10 protein-coding genes and 1 tRNA gene are annotated in these 15,185 nt (G+C 65.6%); 8 read left to right on the top strand and 3 right to left on the bottom strand.

Annotation, left to right across the window (positions count from 1 at the left end; genetic code table 11):
• Window positions 1-43: 43 nt before the first annotated feature.
• Window positions 44-1,597 (top strand): DHA2 family efflux MFS transporter permease subunit, encoded by a 1,554-nt coding sequence (locus tag FURADRAFT_RS02985; protein ID WP_008952623.1) that lies wholly within the window; start codon window positions 44-46, stop codon window positions 1,595-1,597.
• Window positions 1,598-1,608: 11 nt separating this feature from the next.
• Here FURADRAFT_RS02985 and FURADRAFT_RS02980 read toward each other — a convergent pair whose 3' ends face one another.
• Window positions 1,609-2,103, bottom strand: a complete 495-nt coding sequence (locus FURADRAFT_RS02980; RefSeq protein ID WP_008952622.1) for an NUDIX domain-containing protein — start codon at window positions 2,101-2,103, stop codon at window positions 1,609-1,611.
• A 359-nt stretch (window positions 2,104-2,462) separates the two neighbouring features.
• Here FURADRAFT_RS02980 and fdnG point away from each other — a divergent pair, with 359 nt between their 5' ends.
• The 7 genes from fdnG (at window position 2,463) to FURADRAFT_RS20385 (ending at window position 11,553) form a co-directional block, all read left to right on the top strand.
• A complete protein-coding gene (fdnG, locus tag FURADRAFT_RS02970) occupies window positions 2,463-5,516 on the top strand; it encodes a formate dehydrogenase-N subunit alpha (RefSeq protein WP_086007371.1) in 3,054 nt (1,017 codons plus the stop codon).
• Window positions 5,517-5,525: 9 nt separating this feature from the next.
• Window positions 5,526-6,401: a formate dehydrogenase subunit beta gene (gene fdxH, locus FURADRAFT_RS02965; RefSeq protein ID WP_008952619.1), complete on the top strand. Its 876-nt coding sequence runs from the start codon at window positions 5,526-5,528 to the stop codon at window positions 6,399-6,401.
• The gene (locus FURADRAFT_RS02960) at window positions 6,398-7,036 is read left to right on the top strand and encodes a formate dehydrogenase subunit gamma (protein ID WP_008952618.1); all 639 of its coding nucleotides are present in this window, start codon (window positions 6,398-6,400) and stop codon (window positions 7,034-7,036) included. Before fdxH ends, FURADRAFT_RS02960 begins: the two co-directional genes overlap by 4 nt.
• Window positions 7,033-7,956 (top strand): formate dehydrogenase accessory protein FdhE, encoded by a 924-nt coding sequence (gene fdhE / locus FURADRAFT_RS02955; protein ID WP_008952617.1) that lies wholly within the window; start codon window positions 7,033-7,035, stop codon window positions 7,954-7,956. The genes FURADRAFT_RS02960 and fdhE overlap by 4 nt, the downstream gene beginning before the upstream one ends.
• A gap of 94 nt (window positions 7,957-8,050) precedes the next feature.
• The gene (gene selA, locus FURADRAFT_RS02950) at window positions 8,051-9,475 is read left to right on the top strand and encodes an L-seryl-tRNA(Sec) selenium transferase (RefSeq protein WP_008952616.1); all 1,425 of its coding nucleotides are present in this window, start codon (window positions 8,051-8,053) and stop codon (window positions 9,473-9,475) included.
• A complete protein-coding gene (gene selB / locus FURADRAFT_RS02945) occupies window positions 9,472-11,367 on the top strand; it encodes a selenocysteine-specific translation elongation factor (RefSeq protein WP_008952615.1) in 1,896 nt (631 codons plus the stop codon). The genes selA and selB overlap by 4 nt, the downstream gene beginning before the upstream one ends.
• 94 nt (window positions 11,368-11,461) lie before the next feature.
• Window positions 11,462-11,553: transfer RNA gene (locus FURADRAFT_RS20385), tRNA-Sec, on the top strand.
• 322 nt (window positions 11,554-11,875) lie between these two features.
• Here FURADRAFT_RS20385 and betA read toward each other — a convergent pair.
• Together betA and FURADRAFT_RS02935 are read right to left on the bottom strand one after the other, a co-directional pair.
• Window positions 11,876-13,561, bottom strand: a complete 1,686-nt coding sequence (betA, locus tag FURADRAFT_RS02940; RefSeq protein WP_008952614.1) for a choline dehydrogenase — start codon at window positions 13,559-13,561, stop codon at window positions 11,876-11,878.
• A 37-nt stretch (window positions 13,562-13,598) separates the two neighbouring features.
• Window positions 13,599-15,104: a purine-cytosine permease family protein gene (locus FURADRAFT_RS02935; protein WP_008952613.1), complete on the bottom strand. Its 1,506-nt coding sequence runs from the start codon at window positions 15,102-15,104 to the stop codon at window positions 13,599-13,601.
• Window positions 15,105-15,185 lie beyond the last annotated feature (81 nt).

The following is a 15,185-nucleotide window of genomic DNA, read 5'->3' as shown; positions in this document are numbered from 1 at the left end:
CATGGCGATCCGTCCCCGACCGCCCGTTAGTCCGGAATCACCCATGTCTCAGGCCAGCCCCCACCCCACCGCGTCCGATCCCGGGGCGCATCGTGGTTTCATCACCCTCGCCATCATGCTGGCGACCATCATGCAGACGCTCGACAGCACCATCGCCAACGTGGCCCTGCCGCACATGGCGGGCAACCTGTCGGCCTCGCAGGACCAGATCTCGTGGGTACTGACCTCGTATATCGTTGCCGCCGCCATCGCCACCCCGCTGACCGGCTGGCTGACCGGGCGCTTTGGCCGCAAGCGGGTGTTTTTGGTCGCGGTGGTGGGCTTCACGGTGGCGTCGATGTTGTGCGGGATGTCTGAGTCACTGGCGCAGATCGTGCTGGCGCGGCTGCTGCAAGGCTTGTTTGGGGCGGCGCTGGTGCCGCTGTCGCAGGCGGTGATGCTGGATTCCAACCCACCGGAAAAACATGCCCAGGCGATGGCGGTGTGGGGCATGGGGGTGATGATCGGGCCGATCCTGGGGCCGACGCTCGGGGGGTGGCTGACCGACAACCTGACATGGCGCTGGGTGTTTTTCATCAACCTGCCGGTCGGGATGCTCTCGTTCTACGGCATCAAGGCCTATATCCGCGAAACCGAGACCGACCGTAAGCTCGGCTTCGATTTTTACGGCTTCCTGACGCTGAGCCTGGCCATCGGCCTGTTCCAGATGCTGCTCGACCGCGGCGAGCAGCTAGACTGGTTCAGTTCCACCGAAATCGTGCTGGAAGCGGTGGGCGCCTTGGTCAGCCTGACCTTTTTCGTGGTGCTCACGGCAACCGCGCAGGGGGCGTCGTTCTTCAACGTCAACCTGCTGAAAGACCGCAACTTCGTAACCGGGCTGGGGTTTTACTTCCTGGTGGGCTTGCTGTTGTACGCTACCCGCGCCTTGCTGCCGCCCTTGCTGCAGACCTTGATGGGGTATCCGGTGGTCACCACCGGCCTTGTGACCGGACCGAGCGGCATCGGCACCATGCTGGCAATGCTGCTGGCCGGCCGGCTGACCAGCAAGGTCGATCCACGTGCGCTGATCGCGCTGGGCTTCAGCCTGACCGCCCTGTCGCTGTGGCAGATGTCGGGCTACACCCTCGACATGAGCGAAGGCGGGATTGTCTGGCCCGGCTTCATCCAGGGCATGGGGGTGGGTTTCGTGTCTGTGCCGTTGACCACGGTGACGTTCTCCACCCTGGAGCGCCGCTATCGCTCGGACGGCACGTCGATCTTCAGCCTGTTCCGCAATATCGGCAGCAGTATCGGCATTTCGCTGATGCAGACCCTGCTCACGCGCAATAGCGCCATCTACCATGCCAGGTTGGCCGAACTCGTCACCAGCGCCAGCCCGGCGATCCGCGCCGGTCTGCCGGCCCTGCTCGACCCGGCCAGCCCGGCCGGTCTTGCCGCGCTCAACAACGAAGTGACCCGCCAGGCCAGCTTCCTGGCCTATCTCACCGACTTTCGCATCATGATGGTGGCCACATTGCTGGCCCTGCCCTTCCTGCTGCTGATGCGCAAGAACGGGAATGCGCCCCCTGCCGAGATTGACGCCCAGGTGCTGGAATAACCGCCACTTGATCAGCCCGGATCGCTGTCCTGCCGAGCCGACGCCTGCCCGGCCAGCAGGGCGAACAGTTCCTCGATGAAACCGCGCTGCCCCGGCAAAATGTGTTGCAGCGCCTCGTCGAAGCCGAACCATGCCGCGTGGTCGACCTCCGGCACCTCCAGCCAGCGGCCCGACCCTCTCGGCCATTCCAGCCGGCAGGTGTTGGACACCAGCGTTGTCTCATCCCAATCGCCCTCCGTGGCCCAGACGTCGATCACCTTGCCGCTGGGCTGCCGGCGTGGCGTCAACGGCAGCAGCGCGCCAGTCGGCCGATAGCCGGTTTCCTCGGCGCACTCGCGCAGCGCCGCCTGCAGCGGGTCTTCCCCTTTCTCGTACTCTCCCTTGGCGATGGACCAACTACCGAGGTCCTTGTGGGCCCAGAACGGGCCGCCGGGGTGCACCAGCAACACCTCGTAGTGCTGGTCGCGTTGGCGGTAAGGCAGGATGCCGGCGCTGGTCTTGGGCATGGGCTCGCTCTCCGTGGCGACGGCGCTACCCCTCGCTGGCGCCATGCGGGGCTGGCTTTATGGCCTCTGCATACTACAAAGAGCATAAGCAGCACACGGTAGTGAACGATGGGAGCCTGCGGGGGCTCTATGCGGTCATGTCGATGAAAGGTTGGCCGAAGCCTGGGTTGGCAAGGGCAAGATCGGCCATTTTGTACTAAAAAGAGTCAAACGACAGACCGAATCCGCTTGGTCTCACGCTTCGTTTTGGTATTACCCGATGGCAAAGATGATTCGCCGGCCGCTTGGTCACATCGCATGGTCAAGACAACGGCAGCCATCCATTCCACCTTGTCGTACACGCACTAAGGGAGACTTTGATGCAAGTCACCAGAAGGCAATTCTTCAAGCTGAGCGCGGGAGGATTGGCCACCTCGACCCTCGCGATGCTCGGCATGTTGCCGCAGAACGCGCTGGCGGATGTCCGAAGCTACAAGCTGCTGCGTGCCACGGAAACCCGCAATACCTGCCCGTACTGCTCGGTTGGCTGCGGCATCCTGATGTACAGCCTAGGCGACGGCGCCAAGAACGCCAAATCCACCATCTTCCATATCGAAGGCGACCCGGACCACCCGGTCAACCGCGGCGCGCTCTGCCCGAAGGGGGCGGGCCTGGTCGACTTCGTGCATAGCGAAAACCGCCTCAAGCACCCGGAAGTGCGCGAGCCCGGCGCCAAGGAATGGAAACGGATTTCGTGGGAAGAAGCGTTCGAGCGCATTGCGCGCCATATGAAGCAGGACCGCGATGCCCACTTCGTCGAGAAGAATGCCGACGGCGTCACGGTCAACCGCTGGCTGACCACCGGCATGCTGTGTGCCTCGGCCTCGAGTAACGAAACCGGCTGGCTCTCGCAGAAATTCGTGCGCAGCCTGGGGATGCTGGCAGTCGACAACCAAGCGCGTGTCTGACACGGACCGACGGTGGCAAGTCTTGCCCCAACATTCGGTCGCGGTGCCATGACCAATCACTGGGTCGACATCAAGAACGCCAATATCATCGTGGTGATGGGCGGCAACTCCGCCGAGGCCCACCCGGTCGGCTTCCGCTGGGTGATCGAAGCCAAGACCCGCAACAAGGCGAAGCTGATCGTCATCGATCCGCGCTTCACCCGCACGGCATCGGTGGCCGACCACTACGCGCCGATCCGCACCGGTACGGACATCACCTTCCTCTCCGGCGTGATCCGCTACCTGCTGGAAACCGGCAAGTACAACAAGGAGTACACCCTCGCCTACACCAATGCCGCGCTGCTGGTGAACCCGGACTTCCAGTTCTCTGAGGGGCTGTTCAGCGGCTACGACGAGGCCACGCGCAAGTACGACAAGGCGACCTGGAGCTATCAGCTCGATGAGAAGGGTTTTGCCCGGCGTGACGCCACGCTGCAGGACCCGCGCTGCGTGCTGAACCTGCTGAAGGCGCACGTGGCGCGCTACACGCCGGAGATGGTCGAGCGCATCTGCGGTACGCCCAAGGAAACCTTCCTGATGGTGTGCGAGCACCTGGCCGGCACCGCCGCGCCGGATCGCACCACGTCGTTCCTCTACGCCCTGGGCTGGACCCAGCATTCGATCGGCTCGCAGAACATCCGCACCATGGCGATGGTGCAGCTGCTGCTCGGCAACATGGGCATGGCCGGTGGCGGCGTCAATGCACTGCGTGGTCACTCCAACATCCAGGGCCTGACCGATATCGGCCTGCTCTCGACCAGCCTCCCCGGCTACCTGACGCTGCCTTCGGAAAAAGAGGCGGACCTGGCGGCGCATCTGGCCAAGAACACCAGCAAGCCGCTGGCCGACGGGCAGATGAACTACTGGCAGAACTACCCCAAGTTCTTCGTCAGCCTGATGAAGTCGTTCTGGGGCGACAACGCCAGCAGCGGCAACAACTGGGGCTACGACTGGCTGCCCAAGTGGGACAAGGGTTACGACGTGCTGCAGTACTTCGAGATGATGAACCAGGGCAAGGTCAACGGCTACATCTGCCAGGGCTTCAACCCGGTGGCCTCGTTCCCCAACAAGAACAAGATCGTGGCCTCGCTGTCGCGGCTCAAGTTCCTGGTGATCATCGATCCTCTGGTGACCGACACCTCCACCTTCTGGAAGAACCATGGCGAGCAGAACGACGTGAAGACGGAGCAGATTCAGACCGAAGTGTTCCGCCTGCCCACCACCTGTTTCGCCGAAGAGGACGGCGCCATCATCAACTCCGGGCGCTGGCTGCAATGGCACTGGAAAGGGGCCGATGCGCCCGGCGAGGCGATCGCCGACGTCGAGATACTGGCCGGCATCTTCGCCAAGCTCAAAGCCCTGTACGCGAAGGAAGGCGGAGCCTACCCCGAGCCGATCATGAAGCTGGCGTGGGCTTACGCCAACCCGATGGCGCCCAAGCCGGAAGAGCTGGCCAAGGAAATGAACGGCAAGGCACTGGCCGACCTCGCCGACCCGAAGGAACCGGGCAAGTTCCTGGCCAGGAAGGGCGAGCTGCTGCCCGGCTTCGCCCTGCTGCAGGCGGACGGCTCCACCTCGAGCGGCTGCTGGATTTTCACCGGCAGCTGGACCCAGGCCGGCAACCAGATGGCGCGGCGCGACAACACCGATACCGGATTTGGCAATACCCCGGCCTGGGCCTGGGCGTGGCCGGCCAACCGCCGCATCCTGTACAACCGCGCCTCGGCCCGGCCGGACGGCACGCCGTGGGACCCCGCGCGGCAGCTCATCAAGTGGAACGGCGAGAAATGGGTCGGCATCGACGTACCGGACTATAAGCTCGACGAGCCGCCGGGTAGTGCCATGGCGCCGTTCATCATGCAGGCCGAAGGCCTGGGGCGGCTGTTTGCGCTCGACAAGATGGCGGAAGGCCCGTTCCCCGAGCATTACGAACCGTTCGAGAGCCCGATCGGCACCAATCCGCTGCACCCGAAGGTGGTGTCGAATCCGGCCGCGCGCGTGTTCAAGGGCGATCTGGCCGACATGGGCAAGGCCGATGCCTTCCCCTACGCCGCCACCACCTACCGGCTGACCGAACACTTCCACTACTGGACCAAGAACGTGCGGCTCAACGCCATCTTGCAGCCGGAACAGTTCGTGGAAATTGGTGAGGCGCTGGCCAAGGAGAAAGGCATCAACCACGGCGACATGGTCAAAGTGTCGTCCAAGCGCGGCTACATCAAGGCCAAGGCGGTGGTGACCAAGCGCATCAAGCCGCTCACGGTGGACGGCAAGACGGTGCACCACGTGGGGATTCCGATCCACTGGGGCTACGAGGGCGTGGCGAAGAAAGGCTTCATCGCCAATACCCTCACGCCGTTCGTCGGGGACGCCAATACCCAGACGCCGGAGTTCAAGTCCTTCCTTGTCAACGTGGAAAAGCTTTAAGGAGCAGACATGGCACTGCAATCGCAAGATATCCTGCGCCGGTCGGCTTCCCCTACCCAGCCCCCGGTGGCCAGGGAGCACAAAATCGAGGTCGCCAAGCTGATCGACGTCACTACCTGCATCGGCTGCAAGGCCTGCCAGGTGGCGTGCGCGGAATGGAACGACCTGCGCGACGAGATCGGCAGCAACGTCGGCGTCTACGACAACCCGGCCGATCTGTCGGCGCAGACCTGGACCGTGATGCGCTACAACGAGGTGGAGGAAAACGGCAAGCTCGAATGGCTGATCCGCAAGGACGGCTGCATGCACTGCGCCGATCCGGGCTGCCTGAAGGCGTGCCCGTCGCCGGGCGCGATCATCCAGTACGCCAACGGCATCGTCGACTTCCAGTCGGAGCACTGCATCGGCTGCGGCTATTGCATCTCCGGCTGCCCGTTCGACGTGCCGCGCCTCAGCCAGAAAGACAACAAGGTCTACAAGTGCACCTTGTGCTCCGACCGCGTCATGGTGGGCCAGGAGCCCGCCTGCGTGAAAACGTGCCCGACCGGCGCGATCCGCTTCGGCAGCAAGGAAGACATGACCGCCTTTGCGGGCGAGCGCGTCGAGGACCTGAAGACGCGCGGCTTCCCGAACGCCGGCCTGTACGACCCGGCCGGCGTGGGCGGTACCCACGTGATGTACGTGCTGCACCATGCCGACAAGCCCGGCCTCTACTCCGGCCTGCGCAAGAACCCCACCATCAGCCCCGTGGTCAAGCTATGGAAAGGCCTGCTCAAGCCGCTGGCCACGATCGGCTTCGCCGCCGCCGGCCTGTTCGGGTTCCTGCACTACATCGGGGTCGGGCCGAACCGGCCGGATGACGACGATGGGGAGGATCAAGCATGAGCCGCGAAAAGCTGATCGTGCGCTACAACGCCGCGGAGCGGATCAACCACTGGCTCGTGGCGCTGTGCTTCGTGCTGCTGGCGTTGTCGGGACTGGCCTTGTTCTACCCCGCCTTCTTCTGGCTCACCGGCATCTTCGGTACGCCGCAACTGGCGCGCATCATCCACCCGTTCGTCGGGGTGCTGATGTTCGTGGGGTTTTTGAGGCAGTTTTTCCGTTACTGGCACCATAACCTGATCAACGCCGAGGACATCAAATGGATGAAATCGGTGGGCAGCGTGCTGCGGGGTTACGAGGTGGGCGACATTGGCAAGTACAACGGCGGGCAAAAAGGCCTGTTCTGGCTGATGTGCGTGTGCCTGCTGGCTCTGCTGGCGTCGGGCATCGTGATCTGGCGGCCGTACTTCTCGCCGTCGTTCCCGATCCCGCTGATCCGGGTGGCGCTGTTGACGCATGCGGTGGCCGCGGTGCTGCTTATCGCCGGCATCATCGTCCACATCTACGCGGCGATCTGGGTGAAGGGCACGATCCGGGCCATGGTCGAGGGGGTAGTGACCTACGGCTGGGCGAAGAAACATCATCCGCGCTGGTTCCGCGAAATGACCGGCCAATCGGGCGCAAAGGAGCCTAGGTGAATATTCGTATCGTACCGATCGACAGGCTCGAAGCCGGTGTCGAGCCCAGCCCGGCACCAAGCTGGCTGCAGCCCCACCCTGCCACGTTGTACACGGCCAGGGCGGCCCGGCTGCGGGCGTTGTCGGCCAACCACCCGATGGCCGACTACCTGGGCTTTGCGGCCGATCTGGTGGCGGCCCAGGCGCGGCGGCTGGCCGAGCGACCGCTGACGCCGCCCGAGGAACTGGCCGGGCTGGTGCAGCGCTGCGCCGAGCACGGCATGCCGCCATTGGCCCCGGCCGGGTGGCGGGGCCGCCTGCCGTGGCAGGACGACCTCGACGCGCTGCTGGCCACCATCGCCAGCAAGCCCTTGGCGGAAGCCTTGCAGGCGGCCGTGAACCGGCTCGCCCAGGCCAGTCGCCGCGAGCGCGAGGGCTGGGCGAGCGCGCTGCTGTCAGGCGACAGCGCGGCGGGCGGTGTGGCCGTTGCGCCCTTCCTGTGGGCGGCACTGTCGCTCAACTGGAGCCAGCTTGCCGCGGCGATCGATGGCCGGCTGCAGGCCGACCCCGGCGCCGACCGTAGCGTGTGTCCGGTCTGCGCCGCGCCGCCGGTGGCGAGCGTCGTCCGTCTTGGCGCCGAACCCGGCCACCGCTATCTGCATTGCAGCCTGTGCGAGAGCGAATGGCACGTGGTCCGGGCGCAGTGCAGCTGCTGCTCGTCCAGCCGTGATCTCGGCTACTGGTCGCTCGACAGCGTCGAGGCGGCGGTGAAGGCGGAAAGCTGCGGCGACTGCCACAGCTACCTGAAGGTGCTGTACCAGGACAAGGATGTTGCCGTCGAGCCGGTGGCCGATGACCTGGCCAGCCTGGCGCTGGACTGGCACGTCGAAGAGCAGGGTTTTGCCAGTTCCGGGCAGAACCCCTTCCTGTTCGTGCAGTGAGCGTCTCGAGGGGCGGCGGGCTTGTCCCCGGCCGCCCTTTTTATGTCATCATCAACTATCCCTCTCCCTGGCCGGAAACGCTGCGACGAACATCATGGACAGCCAGACCCTGTACAGCCGACTCCCCTCCATCGACAAACTGCTCCTGCGTCCCGATCTGGCCGACGCGCTGCAGCGCCACGGCCGTGAAGCCGTGCTGCGCGCACTGCGCCAGCGGCTCGACCTGGCGCGCCGGCACATCCGCGAGCATGGCCGCCTGCCCGACTGGGCCAGCGAAGAGGCCCCGCTGCTCAACGTAGTGCGCCAAGAGTTGGCCGAACGGCAGCAAATGCAGATGCGCCCGGTCTTCAACCTCACCGGCACCGTATTGCACACCAACCTGGGGCGTGCGCAGCTGGGCGAGGCCGCCGTGGCCGCAGTCATACAGGCGATGCGCGCGCCGGTGGCGCTCGAATACGATCTGGATGGGGCCGGCCGCGGGCATCGCGACCAAGTCGTCAGCGAACTCTTGCGCGAGCTGACCGGCGCCGAGGCGGCCTGTGTCGTCAACAACAACGCGGCCGCGGTGCTGATCATGCTGAGCACCATGGCGGCCGGGCGCGAGGTGATTGTGTCGCGGGGCGAGCTGGTGGAAATCGGCGGCGCGTTTCGCATGCCGGACGTGATGCGCCAGGCGGGATGCCGCCTGGTGGAAGTCGGCGCCACCAACCGCACCCACCTGCGCGACTACGCCGAGGCCATCGGCCCCGATACCGCACTCTTGATGAAGGTCCATACCAGCAACTACGCCATCGAAGGGTTCACCCACAGCGTCAGCGAGGCGGAGCTGGCCCGGCTCGCTGTCGAGCGCGGCGTGCCTTTGGCCACCGATCTTGGCAGCGGCGCGCTGGCCGACATGGCGCGGCTGGGCTTGCCGGCCGAGCCGATGCCGCAGCAGATGATCGCCGCCGGCGTGAATCTGGTCAGTTTCTCCGGCGACAAGCTGCTCGGCGGTCCGCAGGCCGGGCTGATCATCGGCGACGCGGGGTGGATCGCCCGCATCCAGAAGCACCCGCTCAAGCGGGCGCTGCGCTGTGACAAGATGACGCTGGCCGCGCTCGAAGCTACCCTGCGGCTCTACCTCGAGCCGGAAAACCTCACCCAGGCGCTGCCGACGCTGCGCCTGCTGACGCGGCCGCAGCAGGCGATGCAGCAGCAGGCCGAACGGCTCTGTCCCGTGTTGCACCCGCTTTTCGACGAGGTCTTCGTGGTGAGTAGCGAGCCCTGCCTGTCGCAGATCGGCAGCGGTTCCTTGCCGGTGGACCGGCTGCCGAGCTGGGCGATCACGCTGAGCCCGCGCGATGGCCGCGGCAGCACCCTCGACAGCCTGTGCCGTGCCCTGCGCGCGCTGCCGCGGCCGGTGATCGGCCGGGTGCAGGATGGCCGGTTGTGGCTCGACCTGCGCTGCCTGGAGGATGAAGCCGGTCTGTTGGCCAACCTCGGCCAGCTGCCGTTTGCCGGGGCGGAGACGCGCCCATGATCATCGGCACCGCCGGCCACGTCGACCACGGCAAGACCTCGCTGATCGCCCGCCTGACCGGCACCGACGCCGACCGGCTGCCGGAAGAAAAGCGGCGTGGCATGACCATCGACCTCGGCTACGCCTACCTGACTTTGCCGGACGGGCGGAGGCTCGGTTTCATCGACGTTCCCGGTCACGAACACTTCCTCTCCAATATGCTGGCCGGCGTGGGCGGCATCGATCACGCGCTGCTGGTGATCGCCGCCGACGACGGCATCATGCCGCAAACCCTCGAGCATCTGGCCATCCTGCATCTGCTGGACATCCCGGCGGTCAGTATTGTCCTGACCAAGTGCGACCTGGTGGCGCCGGAGCGCATCGAGGCCTTGGCCGGCGACATCGCCGCCCTGCTGGCGCCGACCCGTTTTGCCGGCAGCCCGGTGCTGGCGGTTTCCAGCAAGAGCGGGGCCGGGCTGGACGCGCTCGCCAGCCACTTGGGGCAACTGGCCGCACCCCGCTCCGGGGCGCGCGCCAGGCGCTTCCGTCTCGCCATAGACCGCCGTTTCTCGGTGCGGGGGGCGGGTCTGGTGGTGACCGGCACGGCGTTGGCCGGTCAGGTTCGGGTGGGCGACACGCTCTGGCTGACCGGGGTCGGCAAGCCGGTGCGCGTGCGCGGAATCCACGCCCAGAACCAGGCGGCCGAGCAGGGTGAGGCGCATCAGCGCCTGGCGCTCAACCTGAGCGGCGACCTCGCCCTTGATGACGTTGCGCGCGGCGACTGGCTGCTGGCGCACGCACCGCCCGAACCGAGTTCGCGCGTCACGGTGCAACTGCAGGCCGATCTGGCGCTGACGCGCCCCCTCGCTCACTGGCAGGCGGTGCACCTGCACCATGCCGCCAGCCACATCACCGGTCGCCTGGCGCTGCTCGAGCCGCAACGGCTGGACGCCGGCCAATACGGCCTGGCCGAACTGGTGTTCGATGGCGCCTTGTACCTGGCCGACAACGACCGGCTGATCGTGCGCGATGCCTCGGCGCAGACCACCCTCGCCTCGGCGCGCGTGCTGGAAATCACCCCACCGGCGCGTGCCAAACGCACGCCGGCACGGCTCGCTTATCTCGCCGAGCTGGCCCGTGTTGCTGCTGACGACCGGGCGGTGCTCGGTGCCGCCAGCCGTTGGCAGCCGGTCTCTCTGCCGGCCTTCGCCTGGGCGCGCCAGCTGGAAGATGACCAAGTGGACGAACTGCTCGAGGCGAATCCCCTGAAGCGGGTCGGCGGCAACGAGGGCTGGCTCTATACCCCCGCGCGCTGGGACGGCATGCAGGCCACCCTGCTGGCCACGTTGGCCGAACGCCACGCCAGCCACCCTGAAGAGATCGGCGTGGCGCGCAGCGCCCTGCGCCGCATCGCGCTGCCGAAAGAGCCGGCCACTGCCGCCGACCTGGCGATTGGCGAGTTGATCGACAGCGGCCGCGTTCTCAACACGCGCGGCTGGCTGCATTTGCCGGAGCACCGCGTTAGCTTCAACGCCGAGGAGGAGGCGCTGTGGTCGCGCGCGGCCGTGTTGCTGCAGCGGGACGAGGGAGGCTGGGTGCGTGACGTGGCTCGGGAGCTGGACGAGGACGAGAGCGTGGTGCGTGCCTTGCTGAAGAAAGCCGCGCGCCAGGGGCTGGCGGTCGCGGTCGTCAGCGACCGCTATTACGCGCAGGATCGCATACGGCAGATCGCGGCCACGGTGCGGCGGCTGGTCGGGGAGCATGGCTTCGTCGAAGCGTCCGGCATGCGCGACGCGCTGGGCTTGGGGCGCAAGCTCGCCATCCAGATTCTCGAGTTTTTCGACCGCAGCGGCTTCACCCGGCGGCTAGGCAACCGCCATTGGCTGCGCGACGCGACCCTGTTCGAGGAATGAGCCTGGCTATATGGTGCTTTATCGGCCGATTGCGGGTGCTTATAATGACGTCCGGTAGCAGTGCATTGCTGCTGTACCTGTTTGTCACGGTATTGGAAGAGTCTCGCTCCCGGTGGGGCGGCTGGACTTCAAATTCAGATGGGGCCGCCAGCGGTCCCGGGAGGGTTCGACTCCCTTACTCTTCCGCCCAGCGCCTTGCCGTCGACAGCACCGGCTGACCGCCTGGGTGCCCCCTTCCCGATAATCCGCGCCCCTGCTCGCCAACCGTCAGCCTGCCCCCCCTCGATCCCCTGTGCATTCGTGGTGCCGCGTGGGCTGCTTACTCCCGGCGCGGTAAACGGTTGCCAGGTGGCCGCCCCCCTCCGGAACGATAACCGCAACGCTGGTGCCGCTTGGGTCGGGTTCCCGCCTCGTGTGCCATGGCGTGCCAGGTGGCTGTGCTCGCCACCCCTGAAAGGCTGGCGGCCCGACAAGGAAAACCGTGCCGGGCCGCTGCGGGGAGCTCAGGTCAAACCGCGACCTTGCGCATCGGTGCCTTGGTGCGCTGGCGGGATTGCCATCCCTCGGCGAGGCCCACCGGCACCTCGGCCGGCGGTAATGGCTGGCGGCCACGCACCAGGTCGGCGGCGCGTTCGGCCAACATGATGGTCGGCGCGTTGAGGTTGCCGTTGGGCTCGGTCGGGAACACCGAGGAGTCGATCACGCGCAGGCCTTCGATGCCGCGTACGCGCAGCTCGGAATCGACCACCGCCATGTCGTCCTCGCCCATGCGGCAGGAGCCGCACGGGTGCATGGTGCTTTCCATGTTGGCGCGGACGAAGGCGTCGATCTCGTCGTCGGTCTGCACCTCCGGCCCCGGCGCCAGTTCGACTCCGCGGTAGCGGTCCATGGCCGGCTGGCCGATGATCTCGCGCGTCAGGCGCACGCAGCGGCGGAAGCCCTCCCGGTCCTCCTCGCTCTCCAGGTAGTTGAAGCGGATTTCCGGATGCACGTAGGGGTCGGGCGACACCACGTGCACGTGGCCGCGGCTCTTGGGCTTGTTGGGCCCGGTCAGCACCATGAAGCCGTGCCCCTTGAACGGCTTGTCGCCGTCGTAGCGCATCGCCGCCGGCAGGAAGTGGAACTGGATGTCGGGCCAGCGCAGACCGGCTTCGGAGCGGATGAAGCCGCCCGCCTCGAAGTGGTTGCTGGCACCCAGGCCGTCCTTGAACAGCAGCCAGCGCAGGCCGATCAGCGCCTTGCCGAGTAGCCCCATCTTGCCGTTGAGTGTGACCGGCTCCTTGCAGGCGAACTGGATGTAGATTTCCGAGTGGTCCTGCAGGTTCTCTCCTACCCCGGGCAGGTCGTGCTTGACCTCGATACCCGCCCTCTTCAGCACCTTGGCCGGACCGATGCCGGAACGCTGCAGCAGGTGCGGCGAACCGATCGGCCCGGACGATACCAGCACTTCGCGGCGGCAGCGCACGGTATGGGTGACGCCGTTCTGGTCATAGGTGACGCCGACCGCGCGCTTGCCTTCCAGCAGGATCTGCCGCGTCATGGCGTGGGTGATGACAGTCAGGTTCGGGCGCTGCATCGACGGGCGTAGGTAGGCGTTGGCGGTGGACCAGCGCACGCCGTTCTTGACCGTCATGTGCATCGCGCCGAAGCCTTCCTGCATGTAGCCGTTGCAGTCATCGGTCTTGATGTAGCCGGCCTGGGCGCCGGCCTCCACCCAGGCGCCGTACAGCGGGTTCTGCATGTTGTTGCCGTTGTTGGTGGCCAAGGGGCCGCTGTCGCCGCGGTAGTCGTCGCCGCCGAACTTGAAGCTCTCCGCGCGCTTGAAGTAAGGCAGGCAATTGCGGTAGCCCCAGCCCTTGGCCCCCAACTCTTCCCATTGGTCGAAGTCGTAGGCATGGCCGCGGATGTAGACCAGGCCGTTGATCGACGAGGACCCCCCCAGCACCTTGCCGCGCGGGCAATGCAGGCGGCGGCCGTCGAGGTGGGGTTCGGCAGCGGTTTCGTAGTGCCAGTTGTACTTTTTGGTGTTCATCGGCAGGGAGAACGCGCTCGGCATCTGGATGATGACGCTCTTGTCGCTGCCGCCGTATTCGAGCACCAGTACGGAGACGTTGGTGTCTTCGGTCAGGCGGCTGGCCAGCACGCAGCCTGCCGAGCCGGCGCCGATGATGATGTAGTCAAATTCGTTTGCCATGATGCTTCTCACAGTAAATTCGCATGAGCCGGGCGGCTTACCAGCCTTCGCCTGCGGTGAAATGGGGAGAGGTCTTTTCGATGTGGCGAATGACTTTTTCTTCTTTCTCCAGATCGAGCGTCAGGCACAAGAGGTAGTACGCCACGCCGGAGACGATCAGGCCGACCAGCCAGGCCATGTCGACGCTACCGATCATCTTGGCGAGCGGGCCGACGTAGACTTCCTCCGTACCATTGAAGATGGTGAAGAACGGGATCATCGCGATGAAGCCGATCAGGTAGGCAATCAGACCGCGGCTGCCCCAGTGGCCGTAGATGTTGTCGTGCGGCAGGAAGAAGTGCGGGATGGCGTAGCGGCCCTTGCGCACGAAGAAGTAGTCGGTCAGGTTGACCGCGGTCCACGGCACCAGGAAGTACAGCATCACCACCAGGTAAATGTTCAACACCGATAGGCCGGAGCCGGAGGTATAGATACCCATGGCCACGCCCACCTGCAGGAACACCACGCCCAGAATGGCCCAGATGCGCACCTTCGGCGTCGGGTTGATCTTCTTGAAGGAATCCACCCCGGTAATGGCCGTCAGTTTGGCGCTGTAGATGTTCATCGCGATCACCGGCAGGAAGGCCAGGATGGTGATGGCCACGACGACCGTACCCAGCTGCGGGGCCACGCTGGCACCGACGCTGTTGAGTGCGACCAGGATGTCAGTGGCGTGCAGGTGTTCGCCCAGCCAGCCCCCCACGGCAATCATCCAGGCACCGGACAGCGACGCCCCCAGGAACACGGCGGCGATCAGCTTGCCGCTATGCGTGTTCTTGGGCAGGTAGCGCGAATAATCCGACACGTACGGGGCATAGGCGATGTTGTAGCTGGCGCCGGCGGCAAACTGGGCGATGAAACCGATCCAGGTAAAGCCCAGCGGCGCCGCGACGGGAGCGTTGGCCACCGGCGGCGCGTCGTGGATCCAGCCCATCAGCACCGCGAGCGTGACGATGCCGTACAGCGGCAGCGACAGGAACAACGACCATTTGAAGGTCTTGTGCATCCAGTCGTGGCCGAGAATGGCGAGGATGGTGGCCGGCACCGTCACTGCCAGCGCGACTTGCATCGGCCCCCACGCGAACAGTGTCTTCAGGCCCTGCATCATCAGCACCAGGTTGACGATGTTGAAACCGGCAAACACGAACAGCGTGGCCAGCAGCACCAGCACCACCCCACGGTAACCGAACTGGGCGCGCGACTGGATCATCTGCGGCAGGCCCAGGTGCGGACCCTGCGAGCCGTGGAAGGCCATGAACAGGGTGCCGAACATGATGCCCAGCGTGCCGGCGATGGTGGTCCACAGCGAGCTCAGGCCGACGCTCGGCCCGACAAAGCCGATGGTCATGGTGAAGAAGGTGAAGTTGCCGACAAACCAGAACGGCCCCTGGGTGGACAGTTTGTCGGTGCGTTCGTGGTCTGGAATGAAGTCAATCGAATGCCCTTCGATTTCCAGCCCGTTTTGCCCTTGAGACGCAGGCGTCTTTTGCGCATCTGATTTCATGGTATCTCCTCATCTCTCTTATGATCCTCGCCGCTACGGATTGCAACGAGGCAAGCCGTCGGCGATGGTCTGGCTGACCGG

The organism is Pseudogulbenkiania ferrooxidans 2002, assembly GCF_000174355.1.
GTDB lineage: Bacteria > Pseudomonadota > Gammaproteobacteria > Burkholderiales > Chromobacteriaceae > Pseudogulbenkiania > Pseudogulbenkiania ferrooxidans.
Note: the sequence above shows the minus strand (reverse complement) of the source record. Positions and strands in the feature narration are given on the sequence as shown.